Below are 22,289 nucleotides of genomic sequence, written 5' to 3' on the forward strand. Positions count from 1 at the left end.
CAATGAAACGCAGTGCCGATTTAACGCAATAAATTGCCAGATACACCAGGTTTGGTAGTATGCCGCATTTGAAATGCAAGTTAGCGCTCACTTGCGACCCCTTCAACCCACGGAGTAATCTCAAGGATGCGATTAACGACGAAGTTCTCAGCTTTTATCACCTTGCTGACGGGACTGACCATATTTGTCACGCTAATCGGCTGCTCGCTGAGCTTTTATAATGCCATCCAGGATAAGCTGGTTAACCGGGTAGAATCGGTTGCATCGGTTATCGACACTCGCCTGATTACAACCTCCTTCCCGGCACTTTCGCGTGAACTGGATGAGTTAATGGTGCCTGTGGATATCGTGCAGATCGACATTAAACAGGGGAAGCAGACCGTTTTCAGCCATACCCGTCAGGGCAGCTACCGTCCTGCCGGCACGGTAGATCAGTATCGGGACATAACGGTACGCTCACTTAAACATCCGGGTATGACAATCCATCTGATGTACCAGGATCCGATGAGCAACTATTTACGCTCGCTCATGACCACCGCGCCCTTAACCATCGCCGTTGCCTTGATCGTCCTGCTGATTTTCCTCGCCGTTCGCTGGCAGCGTCGTCAACTTTCCGGCCAGGAACTGCTGGAAACACGCTCGGTGCGAATACTGAATGGCGAGCGGGGTCCGCAGGTACGGGGATCGGTTTATGAATGGCCATCACGTACCAGTAGCGCCCTGGACGTGCTGCTCTCCGAAATCCAGTTTGCCAGCGATCAGCGTAGCCGTATGGACACGTTGATTCGCTCCTACGCCGCGCAGGATAACAAAACGGGCCTTAACAACCGTCTCTTCTTTGATAATCAGCTGGCTACGCTTCTTGATGACCCCGAAAAGGTGGGGACGCATGGCGTGGTAATGATGATTCGCCTGCCCGACTTCGATCTGCTCCGTGATACCTGGGGCCAGCGCGTGGCGGAAGAGAACCTCTTCACGCTGATTAACCTGCTGTCCACCTTTATTATGCGCTACCCCGGCGCGTTACTGGCACGCTACCACCGCAGCGACTTTGCCGTCTTGCTGCCGCATCGCACCTTAAAGGAGTCCGAGAGTATCGCCAGCCAGCTGTTGAAAGCCGTCGATGCGCTACCCCAGAGCAAAATGCTCGACCGCGACGACATGGTGCATATGGGCATCTGTGCCTGGCGCGGCGGTCAGTCGACGGAGCAGGTGATGGAACATGCAGAAGCGGCCACGCGCAACGCCGTATTGCAGGGGGCGAACGGCTGGGCGGTCTATGATGATACGCTACCGGAAAAAGGGCGCGGCAACGTACGCTGGCGAACCCTGATTGAACAGATGCTGAGCCGGGGTGGACCGCGCATCTATCAAAAACCGGCGGTCATAAAAAATGGTCATGTCCATCATCGTGAGCTGATGTGCCGTATTTTTGATGGGACCGAGGAGGTTATCTCCGCAGAGTATTTGCCGATGGTGCTGCAATTCGGATTGTCCGAAGAGTATGACCGCCAGCAAATCACCCGCCTCATTCCGTTTTTATCGTACTGGCCTGAAGAAAATCTGGCTTTACAGGTGACCGTCGAATCGCTGATCCGTCCGCGTTTTCAGCGTTGGTTACGTGACACGTTAATGCAATGCGAAAAATCGCAACGCAAACGCATTATTTTTGAACTTGCAGAGGCAGATGTAGGTCAACACATCAGCCGGTTGCGCTCGGTTGTGCGTTTAATCAATGCGCTTGGGGCTCGCGTGGCGGTAACACAGGCGGGTCTTACCCTGGTCAGCACCAGCTGGATCAAAGAGCTGGATGTCGAATTATTGAAGCTGCATCCGGGTCTGGTAAGGAATATCGAAAAGCGCACGGAAAACCAACTGCTGGTACAAAGCCTGGTGGAGGCGTGCAAAGGAACGCAAACGCAAGTATTTGCCGCAGGCGTACGTTCACGCAGTGAATGGCAGATGTTGACAGAGCGCGGCGTGACGGGCGGTCAGGGGGATTTTTTTGCCGCCTCTCAGCCGCTTGACACCAATGTGAAAAAATATTTGCAAAGATACTCTGTTTGACCTGCCGTTTACTTTGTTTTCACGTAGAATATCGCGCCTGTAGCTTTGAGTAAGACGAGCATAAAAGCCAGTGAACGACCTTTTATAGGTTACAAGTGAAAGTGAGGGACGCTGCTGTTTACTCAGCCCTGAGGGATTCAGGGGATGAATTTGTAACAAAGGAAACGTGCTGCACTAATTTTCACCGTAGCAGACGATTTTTGCGCCTTGTCGCTGCTGCGTGTGGTTGGTAAAGTAAGCGGATTTTGTTTTCCGCCCCAGCTTTCAGGATTATCCCTTAGTATGTTGAAAAAATTTCGTGGCATGTTTTCCAATGACCTGTCCATTGACCTGGGTACCGCGAATACCCTTATCTATGTAAAAGGACAAGGCATCGTATTGAATGAGCCTTCCGTTGTGGCCATTCGTCAGGATCGTGCTGGCTCGCCAAAAAGCGTGGCCGCAGTAGGCCATGATGCGAAGCAGATGCTGGGCCGTACGCCGGGCAACATTGCCGCGATCCGCCCAATGAAAGATGGCGTTATTGCTGACTTCTTCGTGACCGAAAAAATGCTTCAGCACTTCATCAAGCAGGTTCACAGCAACAGCTTCATGCGCCCAAGCCCGCGCGTACTGGTGTGTGTGCCGGTTGGCGCAACCCAGGTTGAACGCCGTGCAATCCGTGAATCCGCTCAGGGTGCCGGTGCGCGTGAAGTGTTCCTGATTGAAGAACCGATGGCTGCGGCAATTGGTGCGGGTCTGCCGGTTTCTGAAGCAACCGGTTCTATGGTGGTGGATATCGGTGGCGGTACCACTGAAGTGGCCGTTATCTCCCTGAACGGCGTGGTGTACTCCTCTTCCGTGCGTATCGGCGGCGACCGTTTCGACGAAGCCATCATCAATTACGTTCGCCGTAACTACGGCTCTCTGATCGGTGAAGCGACCGCAGAGCGCATCAAGCATGAAATCGGTTCTGCCTATCCGGGTGATGAAGTTCGCGAGATCGAAGTTCGCGGTCGTAACCTGGCAGAAGGCGTGCCACGCGGATTCACCCTGAACTCCAACGAAATCCTGGAAGCGTTGCAGGAGCCGCTGACCGGCATCGTGAGCGCGGTGATGGTAGCGCTGGAACAGTGCCCGCCAGAGCTGGCCTCCGATATCTCCGAGCGCGGTATGGTTCTGACCGGTGGTGGTGCGCTGCTGCGTAACCTCGACCGCCTGTTAATGGAAGAGACAGGTATTCCTGTCGTAGTTGCAGAAGATCCACTGACTTGCGTCGCCCGTGGTGGTGGCAAGGCGCTGGAAATGATCGACATGCACGGCGGCGACTTGTTTAGCGAAGAGTAGTCGGGTGTGAGAGGGTAGCAAATGGCTACCCTTTCTCTCTGACGCGAGAATACGCATAGCCTATGAAGCCAATTTTTAGCCGTGGCCCGTCGCTACAGTTTCGCCTGATCCTGGCGGTTCTGGTGGCGCTCGGGGTCATTATTGCCGATAGCCGCCTCGGTACGTTCAGCCAGATCCGAACGTACATGGATACCGCCGTCAGTCCTTTCTACTTTATTTCAAATGGTCCCCGTGAACTGCTCGACTCCGTGTCGCAAACGCTTTCATCGCGTGACCAGCTCGAACTCGAAAACCGTGCATTACGCCAGGAACTGCTGCTGAAAAACAGCGAGCTACTGATGCTGGGGCAATATAAGCAGGAAAACGCGCGTCTGCGGGAACTGCTTGGCTCGCCGCTGCGCCAGGATGAACAGAAAATGGTCACCCAGGTGATCTCCACCGTAAACGATCCATACAGCGATCAGGTGGTGATTGATAAAGGCAGCGTGAACGGCGTATACGAAGGTCAGCCTGTCATCAGCGATAAAGGCGTTGTGGGCCAGGTCGTGGCGGTTGCCAAACTGACCAGCCGTGTGCTGCTGATTTGCGATGCCACCCATGCACTGCCGATTCAGGTGCTGCGTAACGATATTCGCGTAATTGCCGCCGGTAATGGTTGTACGGACGATCTGCAACTGGAACACCTGCCCGCCAACACGGATATCCGCGTGGGTGACGTGCTGGTGACGTCTGGTCTGGGCGGTCGTTTCCCTGAAGGCTACCCGGTTGCGGTTGTCTCTTCCGTGAAGCTCGACACTCAACGTGCCTACACCGTGATCCAGGCGCGTCCAACGGCTGGCTTGCAGCGTTTACGCTACCTGCTGCTGCTATGGGGCGCCGATCGTAACGGCGCTAACCCGATGACGCCGGAAGATGTGCATCGCGTGGCCAATGAGCGCCTGATGCAGATGATGCCGCAGGTGCTGCCTGCGCCGGATGCAATGGGGCCACCTGCGCCCGTACCGGCTCCGGCGACGGGGTTAACGCAGCCGCTACCGGATGCGCCGCCACCGCCGCAAGTCTCGGGTGGAGGGCAGTAGTGGCCAGTTATCGTAGCCAGGGGCGCTGGGTAATCTGGCTCTCATTCCTCGTTGCATTGTTGCTGCAAATTATGCCCTGGCCGGACGACATTCTTGTTTTCCGGCCAAACTGGGTATTACTCATTTTGCTCTACTGGATCCTTGCCCTGCCGCACCGCGTAAATGTCGGCACAGGTTTTGTGATGGGTGCCATACTGGATCTTATCAGTGGCTCTACGCTTGGCGTCCGCGCCTTATCCATGAGCATTATTGCGTATCTCGTTGCACTCAAATTCCAGCTCTTTCGTAACCTTGCGCTCTGGCAACAGGCGCTGGTGGTGATGTTGTTGTCGCTCGCTGCGGATATCGTTGTTTTCTGGGCAGAGTTTTTAGTGATCAACGTCTCTTTCCGACCGGAAGTGTTCTGGAGTAGTGTAGTAAACGGTGTGCTCTGGCCGTGGCTGTTCCTGCTGATGCGTAAAATTCGCCAGCAGTTTGCCGTGCAATAAAAGGTTTCTATGACGTCTTTGTATCTTGCCTCCGGTTCTCCGCGTCGCCAGGAACTGCTCGCGCAGTTGGGTGTATCCTTCGAACGCATCGTTACCGGTATCGAAGAAAAACGTGCTGAGGGCGAAAGCGCTCAGCAGTATGTCTCCCGTCTGGCGCGTGAAAAAGCGCAGGCGGGCGTTGCATGCGTGCCGCGTGACTTACCGGTGCTGGGGGCCGATACCATCGTCATCCTCAATGGTGAGGTGCTTGAGAAACCCCGCGACGCAGACCATGCTGCGCGGATGCTGCGTAACATGTCCGGACAAACCCATCAGGTGATGACGGCGGTAGCGCTGGCAGACAGCCAGTACGTTCTGGATTGCCTTGTGGTAACGGAAGTGACGTTCAGAGTCCTCACCGACGAGGAGATCGCCGGCTATATCGCCAGCGGTGAACCTATGGATAAAGCAGGTGCATACGGTATTCAAGGGTTGGGTGGCTGTTTTGTCAGGAAGATAAATGGCAGCTATCACGCCGTAGTCGGCTTACCGCTGGTGGAAACGTATGAGTTGCTGAGCAATTTTAACTCACTGCGTGAGGGAAGGGATAATTATGACGGCTGAATTGTTGGTAAACGTAACGCCATCGGAAACCCGTGTGGCCTACATTGATGGTGGCATTCTTCAGGAAATTCATATTGAGCGTGAAGCGCGGCGCGGAATCGTAGGCAATATCTACAAAGGTCGTGTCAGTCGTGTACTGCCGGGTATGCAGGCGGCTTTTGTAGATATTGGGCTCGATAAAGCGGCGTTTTTACACGCCTCCGACATCATGCCGCATACCGAATGCGTGGCAGGCGAAGAGCAAAAGCAGTTTGCCGTGCGCGACATCTCTGAGCTGGTGCGTCAGGGCCAGGATCTGATGGTGCAGGTGGTAAAAGATCCGCTGGGCACCAAAGGCGCGCGTCTGACCACCGACATCACCCTTCCTTCACGTTATCTGGTCTTTATGCCGGGGGCGTCGCACGTCGGCGTGTCACAGCGTATTGAGAGCGAAAGCGAGCGTGAACGCCTGAAAAAGGTGGTCAGCGCCTACTGCGACGAGCAGGGCGGGTTTATTATCCGTACCGCAGCGGAAGGGATCAGCGAAGAAGACCTGGCCTCGGATGCGGCCTATCTGAAGCGCGTCTGGACCAAAGTGATGGAGCGTAAAAAACGCAACCAGACCCGCTACCGGCTGTACGGTGAGCTGGCGCTCGCTCAGCGCGTATTACGTGATTTCGCCGATGCGCAGCTCGACCGAATCCGCGTGGACTCCCGTCTGACGTACGAAGCCTTACTGGAGTTCACCGCCGAGTACATCCCGGAAATGCCGGGGCTGCTGGAGCATTACACCGGACGCCAGCCAATATTTGATCTCTATGACGTTGAAAACGAAATCCAGCGTGCGCTGGAGCGTAAGGTTGAGCTGAAATCGGGTGGCTATCTGATCATCGATCAAACCGAAGCGATGACCACCGTCGACATCAACACCGGCGCGTTTGTCGGCCATCGCAACCTCGATGACACCATCTTTAATACCAATATAGAAGCGACGCAGGCCATCGCACGCCAGCTTCGCCTGCGTAATCTGGGCGGTATTATCATCATCGACTTTATCGATATGAATAATGAAGACCACCGCCGTCGCGTGCTGCACTCCCTGGAGCAGGCGCTGAGTAAAGATCGCGTGAAAACCAGCATCAATGGCTTCTCGCAGCTCGGTCTGGTGGAAATGACCCGGAAACGGACCCGCGAAAGCGTGGAACATGTCCTGTGTAATGAGTGTCCAACCTGCCATGGACGCGGAACGGTAAAGACGGTGGAGACGGTCTGCTACGAGATCATGCGTGAGATTGTCCGTGTCCATCATGCCTACGACTCAGACCGTTTTCTGGTCTATGCTTCCCCTGCGGTGGCAGAGGCCTTGAAAGGGGAAGAGTCGCACGCGCTGGCGGAAGTGGAAATCTTTGTCGGCAAACAGGTAAAAGTGCAAATTGAGCCGCTCTATAACCAGGAGCAGTTTGACGTCGTCATGATGTAAACGCAGTTCGCTGCGAGATTTAAGGCTGACAAGGAGAGACGCGTGAGGCGATTGCCGGGGATTTTACTGCTTACAGGGGCAACGCTGGTCGTGATTGTCGCGTTGCTCGTGAGCGGGCTGCGTCTCGCCTTGCCGCATCTGGACAGCTGGCGGCCGCAGATCCTGGCAAAAATCGAATCTGCCACCGGTCTGCCGGTGGACGTGAGCCATATCGAGGCAAGCTGGCAGAACTTTGGCCCGACGCTTGATGCGCGGGATATCAGCGCCAGCCTGAAAGATGGCGGCCATCTTAAAATCAAACGCGTCACCCTGGCGCTGGATGTCTGGCAAAGCCTGCTGCATCTGCGCTGGCAGTTTCGCGATCTCACCTTCTGGCAACTTCAGCTGATGACCAACACGCCGCTGCAAAGCGGCGACAGCGATCGTGGGCTGGAAACCAGCCGTATCAGCGATCTCTTCCTGCGTCAGTTCGATCATTTCGATCTCCGCGACAGCGAAGTGAGCTTTATAACCCTTTCCGGACAGCGCGCTGAGTTGGCGATCCCACAGCTGACCTGGCTAAACGGGAAAGATCGCCACCGCGCCGAGGGGCAGGTGAATCTCTCCAGCCTGAACGGGCAGCACGGCGTTATGCAGGTGCGGATGGATCTGCGCGACGACAATGGCCTGCTGAACAACGGCAGGGTGTGGCTACAGGCAGACGACGTGGACGTGAAGCCGTGGCTGGGTGAGTGGCTACAGCAGAACATGCAGCTGGAAACCGCGCGCTTCAGCCTGGAAGGCTGGATGACCCTGACGAACGGGGCATTCGCCAGCGGCGATATCTGGCTTAAGCAGGGGGGCGCGAGCTGGAAGGGGGAAAACCATCAGCATCAGCTTTCCGTCGATAACCTCACCGCACACGTGACGCAGGATAAAGGCGGCTGGCAGTTCGCTATTCCGGATACGCGCATCTCCATGGATAACAAACCCTGGCCGCGCGGCGCGCTGACGCTGGCGTGGATGCCGGAGCAGGACGTCGGCGGTATAAACGGTAAACGCAGCGATGAGCTGCGTATCCGCGCCAGTAACCTGGATCTGACGGCGATCGAAGGGTTGCGTTCAATGGCCGCAAAACTCTCCCCGGAGCTGGGCGAAATCTGGCTGGCGACGCAACCGAGCGGGCAGATAAACCGGCTGGCGCTGGATATTCCGCTCCAGGCCACGGAAAAGACGCGTTTTCAGGCGGCATGGAAAAATCTCGCATGGAAACAGTGGAAGCTGCTGCCGGGTGCCGAGCACTTCAGCGGTAAACTGGAAGGAAGCGTGGAAAACGGCAGGCTGACGGCAGAAATGCAGGAAGCAAAAATGCCGTACGAAACGGTCTTCCGTGCGCCACTGGAGATCGAAAAGGGAAACGCCACTCTTAACTGGCTGAAGAATGACAAAGGTTTTCAGCTCGATGGTCGCGATATTGATGTAAAAGCCAAAGCGGTACATGCCCGCGGTAATTTCCGTTATCTACAGCCTGAAGGCGATGAGCCGTGGCTGGGCATTCTGGCGGGCATCAGCACGGATGACGGTTCGCAGGCGTGGCGCTACTTCCCGGAAAACCTGATGGGGAAAGCGCTGGTAGACTATCTCAGCGGCGCCATTCAGGGCGGTCAGGCGGATAACGCCACGCTGGTCTACGGCGGCAATCCACACCTGTTCCCGTATAAGCATAACGAAGGCCAGTTCCAGGTTCTGGTGCCGCTACGCAACGCCACCTATGCCTTCCAGCCGGACTGGCCCGCGCTGAAGAATCTGAATATCGAACTCAACTTCCTGAATGACGGCTTGTGGATGAAGACGGACAGCGTTGCGCTGGGCGGCGTAACGGCAAGCAACCTGACGGCAAACATCCCGGATTACTCCAAAGAGAAACTGCTGATTGATGCGGATATTAAGGGGCCGGGTAAAGCGGTTGGCCCGTATTTTGAAGATACGCCGCTGGATGACTCCCTGGCGGCCACTCTCCAGCAGTTGCAGTTAGATGGTGATGTGAATGCTCGCTTACATCTGGATATCCCGCTCGACGGTGAAATGACCACCGCCAAAGGCGACGTTCGTCTGAACAATAACAGCCTCTATATCAAGCCGCTGGACAGCACGCTGAAAAACCTTAGCGGTCAGTTCAGCTTTGTTAACGGCAATCTGAAAAGTAAGCCGCTGAAAGCGACCTGGTTCAATCAACCCGTCAATATCGATTTCTCCACCACCGAGGGCGACAAAGCCTACCAGGTGGCGGTCAATATGGACGCGAACTGGCAGCCGTCACGCATGGATGTTCTGCCGAAGCCGATTGAGAATGCGGTGGACGGCGCGGTGTCATGGAATGGCAAGGTCGCCATCGACCTGCCTTATCATGCTGGTGCGCGCTATAACGTCGACATTACGGGCGATCTAAAAAACCTCAGTAGCCAGCTTCCCGCACCGCTGAACAAGAAAAGCGGTGAAGCACTGCCCGTCAACGTAAAGGTTGCGGGCAACCTCAACAGCTTTGATTTAACCGGAAACGCTGGCGGAACAAACCACTTCAACAGCCGCTGGCTGCTTAACCGCAAGCTGACGCTGGACAGGGCGATCTGGACGACGGACAGCCGTACCACGCCGCCGCTGCCGGAGCAGGCGGGCATTGAACTGAATCTCCCGCCGATGGATGGCGCAGAGTGGCTGGCACTGTTTCAGAAAGGTGTCGGGCAAAACGTCGACCAAACGGCGCAGTTCCCGCAGTCCATTACCTTGCGCACGCCTGCGCTGACGCTGGGTGGGCAGCAGTGGAACAACCTGAGTATTGTCTCCCGGCCGACGGTGAACGGCTCAAAGGTCGAGGCGCAGGGGCGTGAAATTAACGGTTCGTTGACGATGCGCGATAACGCGCCATGGCAGGCGGCTATCCGTTATCTCTATTACAACCCGACCTTTACGGCGTCTAAAACACAGTCGACAAGTACGTCTCCTTTCAGCAGCAGTGGAACGTCGCGCGTGGATTTCAGCAACTGGCCCGATCTCCAGCTGCGCTGTGCGGAGTGCTGGCTGTGGGGACAAAAATATGGCCGTATCGACGGTGATTTTGCTATTCAGGGCAATACGCTGAGCCTCTCTGGTGGGCTGGTGGATACCGGCTTTGGCCGCATGACCGCCGCTGGCGAGTGGGTGAACAAACCGGGTGAACAGCGCACCTCGCTGAAGGGCGATATTAAAGGCAACAAGCTGGACGCAGCGGCTAACTTCTTTGGGATCAGCACGCCGCTTCGCGGATCGTCCTTCGATGTGAATTACGATCTGCACTGGCGCGCGGCACCGTGGCAGCCGGACGTTGCCTCGCTGAACGGTATCCTCAGAACCCGTTTTGGTAAGGGACAAATTGCCGATGTTAGCACCGGTCATGCAGGGCAAATACTGCGCCTGCTGAGCTTTGACGCGCTGCTGCGCAAGCTGCGCTTCGATTTCAGCGATACCTTCAACGACGGTTTCTATTATGACTCCATTCGCGGAACGGCCTGGATCAAGGACGGCGTGATGCATACCGATGATACGCTGCTGGACGGCCTGGAAGCGGACATCGCCATGAAAGGATCAGTGAACCTCGTGCGCCGGGAGCTGGATATGGAAGCGGTTGTTGCCCCGGAAATCTCCGCTACAGTGGGTGTTGCTACCGCTTTTGTGGTCAATCCGATAATCGGCGCGGCGGTATTTGCCGCCAGCAAAGTGCTGGGGCCGCTCTGGAGCAAAGTCTCGATTCTGCGCTACCGCATTACGGGCCCAATCGATAAACCGCAGATTAATGAAGTGCTGCGCCAGCCGCGCAAAGAAGCACAGCAATGATTTGACGTGGGCAGGTAATTGCCTCACTCTCAATAATATTGATTTTATACCGCCACTGGCGGCAACGAACGAGTAGCAATACGATGAGTCTGAACCTGGTAAGTGAACATTTGCTCGCAGCGAACGGCCTGAGCCATCAGGACCTGTTCTCCATTCTTGGTCAACTGACCGAACGCCGCCTCGACTACGGCGATCTCTATTTCCAGTCGAGCTATCACGAATCCTGGGTTTTAGAAGACAGCATCATTAAAGATGGTTCTTATAACATTGACCAGGGCGTCGGCGTGCGCGCCGTCAGCGGCGAAAAAACCGGTTTTGCTTATGCAGACCAGATAAGCCTGGCCGCGCTGGAGCAGAGCGCGCAGGCGGCGCGAACCATTGTGCGTGATACCGGCGACGGTCGCGTGAAAACCCTGGGTGAAGTGCAGCACGCTGCGCTTTATACCAGCATCGACCCACTGCAAAGCATGAGCCGCGAAGAGAAGCTGGACATCCTGCGTCGCGTGGACAAAGTGGCTCGCGCGGCGGATAAACGCGTGCAGGAAGTTTCTGCCAGCCTGAGCGGTGTTTATGAACTGATCCTGGTGGCGGCGACGGACGGTACGCTGGCCGCCGACGTGCGTCCGCTTGTGCGCCTCTCTATCAGCGTGCAGGTGGAAGACGACGGCAAGCGCGAGCGCGGCTCAAGCGGTGGCGGCGGTCGTTTTGGCTACGACTGGTTCCTCGGCGACGTTGACGGCGAAGCGCGCGCGGATGCGTGGGCAAAAGAAGCCGTGCGCATGGCGCTGGTCAACTTGTCTGCCGTGGCGGCACCTGCCGGTACGCTGCCGGTGGTTCTGGGCGCAGGCTGGCCTGGCGTGTTGCTGCACGAAGCGGTCGGTCACGGCCTGGAGGGGGATTTCAACCGTCGCGGGACGTCCGTATTCAGCGGTCAGATGGGGCAGCTTGTCTCCTCCGAGCTGTGTACCGTGGTGGATGATGGCACCATGCTCGACCGTCGCGGCTCGATTTCTATCGACGATGAAGGCACGCCGGGCCAGTACAACGTGCTGATCGAAAATGGCGTACTGAAAGGTTACATGCAGGACAAGCTTAACGCGCGTCTGATGGGCGTTGCGCCAACGGGTAACGGTCGTCGCGAATCCTACGCGCACCTGCCGATGCCGCGCATGACCAACACCTACATGCTGCCGGGTAAATCCACGCCGCAGGAGATTATCGAATCCGTTGATTACGGTATCTTCGCGCCGAACTTTGGCGGCGGCCAGGTGGATATCACCTCCGGTAAATTTGTCTTCTCTACCTCAGAGGCGTATCTGATTGAGAAGGGCAAAGTGACCAAAGCGGTGAAGGGCGCAACCCTGATTGGCTCTGGCATTGAGGCCATGCAGCAGATTTCCATGGTGGGTAACGACCTGAAGCTGGATAACGGCGTGGGCGTTTGCGGCAAAGAGGGTCAGAGCCTGCCGGTAGGCGTGGGCCAGCCAACCCTGAAGGTCGATAACCTGACGGTGGGCGGCACGGCGTAATTTTTTCATTTTCCCCTCACCCTAACTCTCTCCCCAACGGGGAGAGGGGACTGCTCCGTGCCGTCTTTTCTCCCTCGCCCCTTTGGGGAGAGGGCCGGGGTGAGGGGGGAGGCCTACTCTTTCCTTCTTCCCCGCATCCCCTGAAACAGCTCTGCCACTTCCACAAAATAGTCCGTCAGATAGTTAATACAGACCTGCACCTTCAGCGGCAGCTTGTCCTTTTCGGTATAGAGCGCGTACACCGGGCGCGGATCCGACTGGTAGCGCGGGAAGAGGATCTCCAGTTCGCCGCTGTTGATCTCGTTGATCACCCACATCAGCGGCACGTAGGCGATCCCGGCCCCGGCCACCAGCCAGCGTGAGATGGTCATCGGATCGTTGGTCACGAAGCGGCCTTCAGGCAGCAGTTTGGTGGAAAGCCCCTCTGGCGCGATCAATTCAAATTCGTTATCTGGGCGAACGCTGTATTCCAGCCACGAGTGGTTGCTCAGGTCGGCAGGTTTTTCCGGTACGCCATACTGTGCCAGATAGCTTTTCGAAGCGCAGACCACCATCGGCATGCTGCCCAGTCGACGCGAGAACAGGCTCGAGTCCTGCAATGCGCCAACGCGGATCACCACGTCTAACCCATCGGCAATCAGATCCGGTGCCGGAATACCCGTTACCAGATTAACGGTTAAACCGGGATACTCTTTCAGCATTTCCGCCGTCATGGCAGCGAGAACATTTTGTGCCATAGTTGAAGAACACCCGATACGCAGCGTGCCGATAGGCGTGTTGTTAAAGGCGTAGAGCTGCTCGTGAACATCCTGCACTTCATGCAGCATTCGACGGCAGCCCTGATAGTAAATTTTACCCGCTTCCGTCAGCCCAATGCTGCGGGTGCTGCGGTTGAGCAGCTTCACCTGGAGCTCATCTTCCAGTTTTGACACTGTCTGGCTAATGGATGAGACGCTCATTTGTAGCTGACGTGCTGCGGCGGTAAAAGAGCCTTGCTCAACCACTTTCGCAAAGACGGACATGCGTTTTAGACGTTCCATTATTCACTCTGGCTTAAAAGTGATTTAGATCACATATGATAGATAACAGCATAACAGTTACGTTAATATATTATTAATTACATAACGGCTGCGCCACTCTCACCCGGCAATTCATGCTCTCCTGCGGCGGCGTGAGCTTAATAATCCAGTAACCTGCATCTCTTTAATCAAGGTCAACATGAGTCTGTTTCCCGTTATCGTGGTGTTCGGTCTGTCGTTCCCACCGATATTTTTCGAGCTTCTTTTATCACTGGCGATCTTCTGGCTGGTGCGCAAGGTGCTGGTCCCTACCGGGATTTATGATTTCGTCTGGCATCCTGCATTGTTTAATACCGCGCTGTATTGCTGCCTGTTCTATTTAATATCGCGCATGTTTGTCTGAGGTTGATGTGAAAACGCTAACAAGAAAAATCTCCCGCACTGCCATCACTATGGCGCTGGTCATCCTGGCGTTCATCGCTATTTTTCGCGCCTGGGTTTATTACACCGAATCCCCGTGGACGCGCGATGCGCGTTTCAGCGCGGAGGTGGTCGCGATAGCGCCCGATGTCGCCGGTCTCATTACGGCGGTCAATGTCCACGATAACCAGCTGGTGAAAAAAGATCAGGTACTGTTCACTATCGACCAGCCGCGCTATCAAAAAGCGCTGGAAGAAGCGGAAGCCGATGTAGCGTATTACAACGCGCTGGCCGCTGAAAAACGCCGTGAAGCAGGACGTCGTAACAAGCTGGGCATCCAGGCCATGTCCCGGGAAGAGATTGATCAGTCCAATAACGTGCTGCAAACCGTGCTGCATCAGCTGGCAAAAGCGCAGGCGACGCGCGATCTGGCGAAGCTCGATCTGGAACGTACCGTTATCCGCGCCCCGTCTGATGGCTGGGTAACCAACCTCAACGTCTATGCGGGTGAGTTTATCACGCGCGGCTCCACCGCCGTGGCGCTGGTGAAACAGAACTCCTTCTACGTCCTCGCCTATATGGAAGAGACCAAGCTGGAAGGCGTGCGTCCGGGCTATCGCGCCGAAATCACGCCGCTCGGCAGCAACCGGGTCCTGAAAGGAACCGTGGACAGCGTGGCCGCGGGGGTGACCAACGCCAGCAGTACCAATGATTCAAAAGGGATGGCGACCGTCGATTCTAACCTCGAGTGGGTTCGTCTGGCGCAGCGCGTACCGGTACGCATTCGTCTGGATGAGCAGCAGAGCAACCTCTGGCCCGCAGGCACCACGGCGACGGTAGTGATCACCGGTGAAAAAGACCGTGATGCCAGCCAGGATTCTATCTTCCGTCAAATCGCCCATCGCCTGCGCGAGTTTGGTTGATCGCTATGGGCATTTTTTCCATCGCCAGCCAGCACATCCGCTTCGCCGTGAAGCTGGCATGCGCCATTGTGCTGGCGCTGTTTGTTGGCTTCCATTTCCAGCTTGAAACGCCGCGCTGGGCTGTTCTGACCGCCGCGATCGTCGCCGCCGGTCCTGCCTTCGCGGCGGGTGGCGAACCTTACTCCGGGGCAATTCGCTATCGCGGGATGCTGCGTATTATCGGTACCTTTATCGGCTGTATCGCCGCCCTGACCATTATCATCCTGATGATCCGCACGCCGCTGCTGATGCTGATTGTATGCTGTATCTGGGCGGGTTTTTGCACCTGGGTCTCTTCGCTGGTGAAGGTGGAGAACTCGTACGCCTGGGGCCTGGCGGGATATACCGCGCTGATTATTATCATCACCATTCAGAGTGAACCGCTGCTTGCTCCGCAGTTCGCCGTGGAACGTTGTAGCGAGATTGTCATTGGTATCGTCTGCGCGATTGTCGCCGATCTGCTTTTCTCTCCGCGATCCATCAAGCAGGAAGTCGATCGTGAGCTGGACGCGCTGATTGTTGCCCAGTACCAGCTTATGCAGCTGTGCATTAAACACGGCGACAGCGAAGAGGTCGACAAGGCCTGGAGCGCGCTGGTGCGCCGCACGCAGGCGCTGGAAGGGATGCGCAGTAATCTCAATATGGAGTCTTCCCGCTGGGAGCGTGCCAATCGTCGTCTAAAAGCGATCAATACCGTCTCGTTAACGCTGATCACCCAGGCGTGTGAAACCTACCTGATTCAGAACACTCGCCCCGAAGTGGTAACGGATACCTTCCGCGAACTGTTTGATGAGCCTGTGGAGACAGTGCAGGACGTGCATCGACAGCTTAAACGCATGCGTCGTGTGATTGCCTGGACGGGCGAACGGGATACGCCAGTCACCATTTATACCTGGGTTGGCGCCGCAACGCGCTACCTGCTTCTGAAACGCGGCGTGATTAGCAATACCAAAATCAGTGCGGCGGAAGAAGAGGTGTTACAAGGCGAAGTGGTGATCAAACCGGAATCCGCCGAGCGTCATCATGCGATGGTTAACTTCTGGCGTACCACCCTGGCCTGTATACTCGGCACGCTGTTCTGGCTGTGGACCGGCTGGACGTCCGGCAGCGGCGCGATGGTGATGATTGCCGTCGTTACCGCGCTGGCGATGCGTCTGCCCAACCCGCGCATGGTCGCTATTGATTTTCTGTACGGCACCATTGCGGCGTTACCCATTGGCGCGCTCTACTTCCTGGTAATCATCCCCTCGACGCAGCAAAGCATGCTTTTGCTCTGTATCAGCCTGGCGGTGATGGCGTTCTTTATCGGGATTGAGGTACAAAAACGCCGTCTGGGATCGTTAGGTGCGCTGGCGAGTACGATTAACATCCTCGTGCTGGATAACCCGATGACCTTCCATTTCAGCCAGTTCCTGGATAGCGCATTAGGCCAGCTGGTGGGCTGTTTCCTGGCGATGATGGTGATCCTGCTGGTGCGGGATAACTCTCAGGCGCGGACAGGGCGCGTGCTGCTCAATCAGTTTGTGTCGGCCGCCGTATCGTCCTTGACCACCAACACCGCGCGGCGCAAGCAGAACCACCTTCCGGCCCTTTACCAGCAACTGTTCCTGCTGTTGAATAAATTCCCGGGCGATGTCGCTCGCTTCCGTCTGGCGTTAACCATGATTATCGCGCACCAGCGTCTGCGGAACGCGCCAGTGCCGATCAACGACGATTTGTCCGCTTTCCACCGCCAGCTACGGCGAACGGCGGACCATGTGATATCGGCATCCAGTGATGACAAACGTCGCCGCTACTTTAAGCAACTGCTGGAGGAGCTGGATATCTACCAGGAGAAACTGCGAGTCTGGGAAGCCCCGCCGCAGGTTACCGAGCCGGTAGAGCGGCTGGTGTTTATGCTGCACCGCTACCAGAATGCGCTGACAGACAGCTAACGAAGAGAAAACCGACGCCAAAAGCGTCGGTTTTTTTGTGGCTATACTTATTCTTGCAGGTTCAAACATTCAGGAAGGGAGGACACATGACAACCCAGGCTCTTCAGGACAGTATTCTTTTTCAGACCGGGTATCTGGTTAACGGTATCTGGAAAACACTCGACACCACGTTTGATGTGCTAAACCCGGCCACGGGCGAGGTGGTTGCGAAAGTGGCGAAAGCAGGGAAAGCCGAAACCGAAGAGGCCATTGCGGCCGCGACGAAAGCCTTTCCCGCATGGCGCGCAAAAACGGCAAAAGAGCGTTCCACGATCCTCTATCGCTGGTATGAACTGATTATCGAGAACAAAAGCTGGCTCGGGCGGCTGATGACCACCGAGCAGGGCAAGCCGCTGAAAGAAGCTGAGGGCGAGGTGGACTACGCTGCCAGCTTTATTCAGTGGTTTGCGGAGCAGGCCAAGCGCGCTAACGGTGAAATCATTCCTCCGGTTAAACCCGGCTCCCGTATTCTGGCCACTCGTGAACCTGTTGGGGTGGTTGCTGCTATCACGCCATGGAATTTCCCGATGGCTATGCTCACCCGTAAGCTCGGCCCGGCGCTGGCAGCAGGATGTACCGGCGTCATCAAGCCTGCAAACAACACGCCGCTGAGCGCCTTTGCGCTGCTGACGCTGGCGAAGCAGGCCGGTGTGCCGGATGGTGTGCTGAATGCGGTCGCGGGGAGCACCTCAGAAATTAGCGACGCCATTATGGCCAGCCATGACGTGCGCAAAATCTCGTTTACGGGGTCAACCGCCGTCGGGAAAACGCTGGTTCGCAATTCCGCTGAGACCATGAAAAAGGTATCGATGGAGCTGGGCGGCAATGCGCCGTATATCGTTTTCGAGGACGCGGATATTGAGGCCGCCGTCAAAGGCGCCATCGCCAATAAATTCCGTAACGCCGGGCAGGTCTGCGTCAGCGTAAACCGTTTCTATATTCAGGAGACGGTCTATGACAAGTTTGTCAATCAGCTTGCCGATGCGGTGAAGGCGCTGAAGGTGGGTAACGGTCTGGACGAGGGTGTCGTTGTCGGCCCGCTGATTGAGCCTTCGGCTGTCGAGAAAGTCCGTGAGCACGTCGAAGATGCGGTAGCGAAGGGGGCCACGGTGCTGGCTGGGGGTAAACCGCACGAACTTGGCGGCAACTTCTGGATGCCAACCGTACTCGGTGACTGCCATGAAGGCATGAAGCTGGCAGAAGAAGAGACCTTTGGTCCCGTTGCCGCCTGCTTCCGCTTCACGTCGGAAGACGAAGTGGTTATGCGCGCTAACAATACGCCTTACGGGCTGGCGGCCTACTTTTATACCCAGAATCTCTCGCGCGTGTTCCGCGTCTCACAGGCCATTGAGAGCGGCATGATCGGAATTAATGAATGTGCGGTCTCGACCGAGCTGGGTCCGTTTGGGGGCGTAAAAGAGTCCGGGCTGGGACGCGAGGGGTCCGTGCTGGGGCTGGAGGAGTTTCTGGAAGTTAAAACCCTGCATATCGGGGGCTTATAATAGACAGGGCGGCATCTGCCGCCCGCCTGTACCGGGTGGCTGGCAATGAAAATTTATACCTTTGATTTTGACGAAATTGATAGTCAGGAAGACTTCTACCGCGAGTTTATCCGGGCGTTCGACCTGGAGCGGGGCAGCGTAAACAATCTTGATATGCTGTGGGATGTGGTTACCGGCGACAGGCTGCCGTTACCGCTGGAAATCGAATTTACCCATCTGCCTGAAAAACTGCGCAGACGCTTTGGCGCATTGATTTTATTGTTTGATGAAGCGGAGGAGGAGCTGGAAGGGCAACTGCGTTTCAACGTGCGCCAGTGATAAAAAAGCCCCTGACCGGGAGGTCAGGGGCAAGTCGTATGATGAGATACGACGAGGGTTTATTTGTACAGTTCTGCGGTAGCGTGCCAGTGGTCGCCACTGCGCGCTTCGATGATGCGATAAGATGACGCACCCTGTTCTTCCGCTTTTTTGTTCAGCATTTCGTGCATGTCCATCGGAGAAGTACCGATGGCACCAACAGAAACGGTCCCGATAGCCTGACGGGATTGTGCCTGTTCGGCGTTAATAGTGTCGGCTGCAAACGCACCGAATGACAGGACTGACAGTACGCTCAGGGCAGCTACAGTGGTTTTAATTTTCATGATTATTTACCTCGTCAATTATTTTACTGGGGTCTTTGTTCTGTGACCCTCATCACAAAATCAAGTATACACTAATCACGCAAAAAATTAATACCAGACTAATGGTTTCGCCTGTTATTACGTGTTAAAAACATCATTTTTTATAACGGGAATGAATAAAAAAGGGCGTTACTCTGCAGGTGTTATGATTTTTTATTATGTAAATCAATTGGATAGGTGGCTTTGATTTTTAGTGCGATTTTACGGCAGATCATTCACTGAATGAATGTTAACAGGCGGTAAAAAGCACTATTTGCAAAAGCAGCAGGCAGAGAAAAGCAGGGTAAAACGAGGCGGCCGCAGAATGATCCCCGCAGCCAGGCGCTACGGGGCAGAAGATTACAGCTCCTGTTCGAACAGGACCAGAATCGCTTCGTAGAGGTCTTTCACCGAGAAACCATTTGCCGGGGTCGTAAAAATGGTGTCATCGCCGGCGATGGTCCCGAGGATCCCCTCTGCTTTACCCAGCGAGTCCAGCAGGCGGGCAATCAGTTGGGCTGCACCCGGGCTGGTGTGGATCACGACCACGGCATCGTTATAGTCAATGTCCAGAACCAGGTTTTTCAGCGGGCTGGAGGTCGTTGGCACGCCAAGTTCAGCAGGCAGGCAATAAACCATCTCCATTTTGGCGTTGCGCGTACGCACTGCACCAAACTTGGTTAACATGCGGGAGACCTTCGACTGGTTGATGTTGTCGAAGCCTTGCTCCTGCAACGCCTGAACAATTTCTCCCTGAGAACTGAATTTCTCTTCTTTGAGTAGCGCTTTAAACGCTTTCACTAATTCTTCTTGCTTAGACGAGCTTCGCATAAGTCACCCGGAATATGACGATAGAAACAACATTATTATGCATGTGGATGAATTTTTATGCAAATTATCTACCTGGCACCAGGCTGAAATAATGTTATGAAAGGGAGAGATTTTATCAGATTTCGTTATCAGAAAACATGCCTGGGTCACGCCGCGCAAATAAGCTTAAAAGTAAATTAAATGTTATCAAAATGATGTTGTTTTGGTGGCGTGGCAGGGTGTATTGTAACCCCCTCTTAATTCGTTGTTGCCCACAGCCTGATAGCATTCGGGTGAAGGTCAAAGACGTGCGACCTCAAATTCTTTAGCGATGAAAATTGTAATTAATGACGTGCTGAATTATGGTCGCCGCAACGGAGTTACAGATACTTAAGTTAACCATAATAAGGAGTTTAGGATGAAAGTCGCAGTCCTCGGCGCTGCTGGTGGTATCGGCCAGGCGCTTGCCCTACTACTGAAAACCCAACTGCCTTCAGGCTCAGAACTCTCCCTGTACGATATTGCTCCGGTAACCCCAGGTGTGGCGGTTGACCTGAGCCACATCCCGACAGCTGTGAAAATCAAAGGCTTCTCCGGTGAAGATGCGCGTCCTGCGTTGCAGGGTGCCGATGTGGTGCTGATCTCCGCGGGTGTTGCACGTAAACCGGGTATGGATCGTTCAGACCTGTTCAACGTCAACGCGGGCATCGTGAAAAACTTGGTTCAGCAGATCGCTGAAACCTGCCCGAAAGCGTGCATCGGTATCATCACCAACCCGGTGAACACCACCGTTGCCATCGCAGCAGAAGTGCTGAAGAAAGCGGGCGTTTACGACAAGAACAAACTGTTCGGCGTAACTACGCTGGATATCATCCGTTCCAATACCTTCGTGGCTGAGCTGAAAGGCAAGCAGCCAACGGAAGTGGAAGTGCCGGTTATCGGCGGACACTCTGGCGTGACCATCCTGCCTCTGCTGTCGCAGATCCCGGGCGTGAGCTTCACCGAGCAGGAAGTGGCTGACCTGACCAAACGTATTCAGAATGCAGGCACCGAAGTGGTGGAAGCGAAGGCGGGTGGCGGTTCTGCAACCCTGTCTATGGGCCAGGCGGCGGCGCGTTTCGGCCTGTCTCTGGTTCGCGCGCTGCAGGGCGAGAAAAACGTGGTTGAATGCGCTTACGTAGAAGGCGACGGTGAACACGCGCGCTTCTTCTCTCAGCCGCTGCTGCTGGGTAAAAACGGCGTTGAAGAGCGTAAGTCTATCGGCACGCTGAGCGCGTTTGAGCAAAACGCGATGGAAGGCATGCTGGATACGCTGAAGAAAGACATCACGCTGGGCGAAGAGTTCGTTAACAAGTGATCTTGTCCCGGTAAAAAAAACGGAGCGCTAAGCTCCGTTTTTTTATGCCCGTCAGTTAGTGGCCGGGTATTCCTGGATGGTGACCTGAATCGTGAGCTTCTTGTCATTACGCATGACTTCTACGGGGATGATAGAGCCCGGTCGAATTTCCGCCACCTGGTCCATCGTTTCAAGCGCAGAGACCGCCGGCGTGCCGTTGACGGAAAGAATAACGTCGTTCACCTGGATACCTGCATTGGCCGCCGGGCCGCCAGGTGCCACTTCGTTGACCACAATCCCCTGGATCTGATCGATACCACCGCCCTGCGTATGCATCGGCGCGATTTCACGCCCGCCAATACCGATGTAGCCACGGATCACGCGGCCATCGCGGATCAGCTTGTCCATGATCTTGGTCGCCAGCTGGAACGGAATGGCAAAGCCAATCCCTTCCGGTGTTTCGCCATCGTTGCTTTTGTCGAAGGAGAGGGTGTTAATGCCCATCAGTTCGCCCAGAGAGTTCACCAGCGCACCGCCGGAGTTACCGTGGTTGATCGAGGCATCGGTTTGCAGGAAGTTCTGCCGCCCTGACGGGTTCAGTCCAATTCGACCTGTCGCGCTGATGATCCCCTGAGTGATGGTCTGGCCCAGGTTATACGGGTTACCGATCGCCAGCACCACATCGCCGATATGCGGCGTTCGTTTGCGATTAATCGGGATAGTCGGCAGACCGCCCGTGGCGTTGATCTTCAGCACCGCCAGATCGGTCAGGCTGTCCGACCCCACCAGCAGGGCTTCAAACACGCGGCCATCCTGCAAGGCGACGATAATCTGGTCGGCATCGTTGATCACGTGTTTATTGGTGATGATGTAACCCCGGTCATCCATGATCACACCGGAACCGAGCGTGCGGATCTCCAGCTGGTTATGAGCGGAACTGTTAAGCCCGCGGTTATAGACGTTAACCACGGCGGGGGCGGCACGGCGTACCGCCTGATTGTACGTTGCAGGCGTTTCATCCGTGCTGTCGAACTGAGGAGCCGACAGTTTGTTGAACTGGCGTAAAGATGGCATAGCCACCAGCAGCAGACCGGCAACGATCAAACCAATGACAATTGAACGAAAGAGCTTTAAAAGCATGATGCGTGTGTCGTTAAAAAAGGAACGGTTTGCAGCATAACATGAGTTATCCGGACATCACACGCAGC

At 55.5% G+C, this 22,289-nt stretch carries 18 protein-coding genes; 14 read left to right on the plus strand and 4 right to left on the minus strand.

Features of this window, described 5'->3' with window-relative positions:
• Positions 1 to 126: 126 nt before the first annotated feature.
• The 8 genes from csrD to tldD all read left to right on the plus strand — a co-directional run bounded on the left by csrD (position 127) and on the right by tldD (position 12,400).
• Positions 127 to 2,067 carry an RNase E specificity factor CsrD gene (gene csrD, locus ACOT1A_RS11890; RefSeq protein WP_022649564.1) on the plus strand — a complete coding sequence of 647 codons (1,941 nt, stop codon included), beginning with the start codon at positions 127 to 129 and terminating at the stop codon, positions 2,065 to 2,067.
• 282 nt (positions 2,068 to 2,349) lie between these two features.
• Entirely contained in the window at positions 2,350 to 3,393 is a 1,044-nt protein-coding gene (gene mreB / locus ACOT1A_RS11895; RefSeq protein ID WP_000913396.1) for a rod shape-determining protein MreB, read from the plus strand.
• 62 nt (positions 3,394 to 3,455) lie between these two features.
• Positions 3,456 to 4,472, plus strand: coding sequence for a rod shape-determining protein MreC (mreC, locus tag ACOT1A_RS11900; protein WP_003860400.1), 1,017 nt, complete (start codon positions 3,456 to 3,458; stop codon positions 4,470 to 4,472).
• On the plus strand, positions 4,472 to 4,960 hold the full coding sequence (gene mreD, locus ACOT1A_RS11905) for a rod shape-determining protein MreD (protein ID WP_003860402.1): 489 nt from the start codon (positions 4,472 to 4,474) through the stop codon (positions 4,958 to 4,960). The genes mreC and mreD overlap by 1 nt, the downstream gene beginning before the upstream one ends.
• 9 nt (positions 4,961 to 4,969) lie before the next feature.
• Positions 4,970 to 5,563, plus strand: coding sequence for a Maf family protein (locus ACOT1A_RS11910; RefSeq protein ID WP_003860403.1), 594 nt, complete (start codon positions 4,970 to 4,972; stop codon positions 5,561 to 5,563).
• The gene (gene rng / locus ACOT1A_RS11915) at positions 5,553 to 7,022 is read left to right on the plus strand and encodes a ribonuclease G (protein WP_003860405.1); all 1,470 of its coding nucleotides are present in this window, start codon (positions 5,553 to 5,555) and stop codon (positions 7,020 to 7,022) included. Before ACOT1A_RS11910 ends, rng begins: the two co-directional genes overlap by 11 nt.
• 42 nt (positions 7,023 to 7,064) lie before the next feature.
• Positions 7,065 to 10,871 (plus strand): AsmA2 domain-containing protein YhdP, encoded by a 3,807-nt coding sequence (gene yhdP / locus ACOT1A_RS11920; RefSeq protein WP_022649563.1) that lies wholly within the window; start codon positions 7,065 to 7,067, stop codon positions 10,869 to 10,871.
• Positions 10,872 to 10,954: 83 nt separating this feature from the next.
• Positions 10,955 to 12,400, plus strand: a complete 1,446-nt coding sequence (gene tldD / locus ACOT1A_RS11925; RefSeq protein ID WP_022649562.1) for a metalloprotease TldD — start codon at positions 10,955 to 10,957, stop codon at positions 12,398 to 12,400.
• 113 nt (positions 12,401 to 12,513) lie between these two features.
• On the opposite strand, the gene aaeR is transcribed toward tldD, so the two are convergent.
• On the minus strand, positions 12,514 to 13,440 hold the full coding sequence (aaeR, locus tag ACOT1A_RS11930; RefSeq protein ID WP_022649561.1) for an HTH-type transcriptional activator AaeR: 927 nt from the start codon (positions 13,438 to 13,440) through the stop codon (positions 12,514 to 12,516).
• A 178-nt stretch (positions 13,441 to 13,618) separates the two neighbouring features.
• On the opposite strand from aaeR, the gene aaeX reads away from it, so the two are divergent.
• The 5 genes from aaeX (at position 13,619) to ACOT1A_RS11955 (ending at position 18,594) form a co-directional block, all read left to right on the plus strand.
• Positions 13,619 to 13,822, plus strand: coding sequence for a p-hydroxybenzoic acid efflux pump operon protein AaeX (aaeX, locus tag ACOT1A_RS11935; protein ID WP_003860416.1), 204 nt, complete (start codon positions 13,619 to 13,621; stop codon positions 13,820 to 13,822).
• 7 nt (positions 13,823 to 13,829) lie between these two features.
• Positions 13,830 to 14,762 carry a p-hydroxybenzoic acid efflux pump subunit AaeA gene (aaeA, locus tag ACOT1A_RS11940; RefSeq protein ID WP_023298740.1) on the plus strand — a complete coding sequence of 311 codons (933 nt, stop codon included), beginning with the start codon at positions 13,830 to 13,832 and terminating at the stop codon, positions 14,760 to 14,762.
• A gap of 5 nt (positions 14,763 to 14,767) precedes the next feature.
• Positions 14,768 to 16,735, plus strand: a complete 1,968-nt coding sequence (aaeB, locus tag ACOT1A_RS11945) for a p-hydroxybenzoic acid efflux pump subunit AaeB (protein WP_023298739.1) — start codon at positions 14,768 to 14,770, stop codon at positions 16,733 to 16,735.
• An 86-nt stretch (positions 16,736 to 16,821) separates the two neighbouring features.
• The gene (locus ACOT1A_RS11950; RefSeq protein WP_017382714.1) at positions 16,822 to 18,276 is read left to right on the plus strand and encodes an NAD-dependent succinate-semialdehyde dehydrogenase; all 1,455 of its coding nucleotides are present in this window, start codon (positions 16,822 to 16,824) and stop codon (positions 18,274 to 18,276) included.
• A 45-nt stretch (positions 18,277 to 18,321) separates the two neighbouring features.
• Positions 18,322 to 18,594 carry a barstar family protein gene (locus ACOT1A_RS11955; RefSeq protein WP_022649557.1) on the plus strand — a complete coding sequence of 91 codons (273 nt, stop codon included), beginning with the start codon at positions 18,322 to 18,324 and terminating at the stop codon, positions 18,592 to 18,594.
• A 59-nt stretch (positions 18,595 to 18,653) separates the two neighbouring features.
• On the opposite strand, the gene yhcN is transcribed toward ACOT1A_RS11955, so the two are convergent.
• A complete protein-coding gene (gene yhcN, locus ACOT1A_RS11960; protein ID WP_006812160.1) occupies positions 18,654 to 18,917 on the minus strand; it encodes a peroxide/acid stress response protein YhcN in 264 nt (87 codons plus the stop codon).
• A 378-nt stretch (positions 18,918 to 19,295) separates the two neighbouring features.
• Positions 19,296 to 19,766, minus strand: a complete 471-nt coding sequence (argR, locus tag ACOT1A_RS11965) for a transcriptional regulator ArgR (protein WP_003860428.1) — start codon at positions 19,764 to 19,766, stop codon at positions 19,296 to 19,298.
• Between the two features lie 397 nt (positions 19,767 to 20,163).
• Here argR and mdh point away from each other — a divergent pair, with 397 nt between their 5' ends.
• Positions 20,164 to 21,102 carry a malate dehydrogenase gene (gene mdh / locus ACOT1A_RS11970; RefSeq protein WP_023298737.1) on the plus strand — a complete coding sequence of 313 codons (939 nt, stop codon included), beginning with the start codon at positions 20,164 to 20,166 and terminating at the stop codon, positions 21,100 to 21,102.
• A 51-nt stretch (positions 21,103 to 21,153) separates the two neighbouring features.
• Here the strand turns inward: mdh and degS are convergent, their stop codons facing one another.
• The gene (gene degS, locus ACOT1A_RS11975) at positions 21,154 to 22,221 is read right to left on the minus strand and encodes an outer membrane-stress sensor serine endopeptidase DegS (protein WP_003860430.1); all 1,068 of its coding nucleotides are present in this window, start codon (positions 22,219 to 22,221) and stop codon (positions 21,154 to 21,156) included.
• Positions 22,222 to 22,289: the final 68 nt, after the last annotated feature.

The sequence above is a fragment of the Enterobacter cloacae complex sp. SYL003 genome, assembly GCF_049236925.1.
GTDB lineage: Bacteria > Pseudomonadota > Gammaproteobacteria > Enterobacterales > Enterobacteriaceae > Enterobacter > Enterobacter intestinihominis.

Coding starts and splice junctions, on each gene's coding strand:
- csrD (WP_022649564.1), top strand. CDS start 127: ATGCGATTAACGACGAAGTTCTCAGCTTTTATCACCTTGCTGACGGGA.
- mreB (WP_000913396.1), top strand. CDS start 2,350: ATGTTGAAAAAATTTCGTGGCATGTTTTCCAATGACCTGTCCATTGAC.
- mreC (WP_003860400.1), top strand. CDS start 3,456: ATGAAGCCAATTTTTAGCCGTGGCCCGTCGCTACAGTTTCGCCTGATC.
- ACOT1A_RS11910 (WP_003860403.1), top strand. CDS start 4,970: ATGACGTCTTTGTATCTTGCCTCCGGTTCTCCGCGTCGCCAGGAACTG.
- rng (WP_003860405.1), top strand. CDS start 5,553: ATGACGGCTGAATTGTTGGTAAACGTAACGCCATCGGAAACCCGTGTG.
- tldD (WP_022649562.1), top strand. CDS start 10,955: ATGAGTCTGAACCTGGTAAGTGAACATTTGCTCGCAGCGAACGGCCTG.
- aaeR (WP_022649561.1), bottom strand. CDS start 13,440: ATGGAACGTCTAAAACGCATGTCCGTCTTTGCGAAAGTGGTTGAGCAA.
- aaeX (WP_003860416.1), top strand. CDS start 13,619: ATGAGTCTGTTTCCCGTTATCGTGGTGTTCGGTCTGTCGTTCCCACCG.
- aaeB (WP_023298739.1), top strand. CDS start 14,768: ATGGGCATTTTTTCCATCGCCAGCCAGCACATCCGCTTCGCCGTGAAG.
- ACOT1A_RS11950 (WP_017382714.1), top strand. CDS start 16,822: ATGACAACCCAGGCTCTTCAGGACAGTATTCTTTTTCAGACCGGGTAT.
- ACOT1A_RS11955 (WP_022649557.1), top strand. CDS start 18,322: ATGAAAATTTATACCTTTGATTTTGACGAAATTGATAGTCAGGAAGAC.
- yhcN (WP_006812160.1), bottom strand. CDS start 18,917: ATGAAAATTAAAACCACTGTAGCTGCCCTGAGCGTACTGTCAGTCCTG.
- argR (WP_003860428.1), bottom strand. CDS start 19,766: ATGCGAAGCTCGTCTAAGCAAGAAGAATTAGTGAAAGCGTTTAAAGCG.
- mdh (WP_023298737.1), top strand. CDS start 20,164: ATGAAAGTCGCAGTCCTCGGCGCTGCTGGTGGTATCGGCCAGGCGCTT.
- degS (WP_003860430.1), bottom strand. CDS start 22,221: ATGCTTTTAAAGCTCTTTCGTTCAATTGTCATTGGTTTGATCGTTGCC.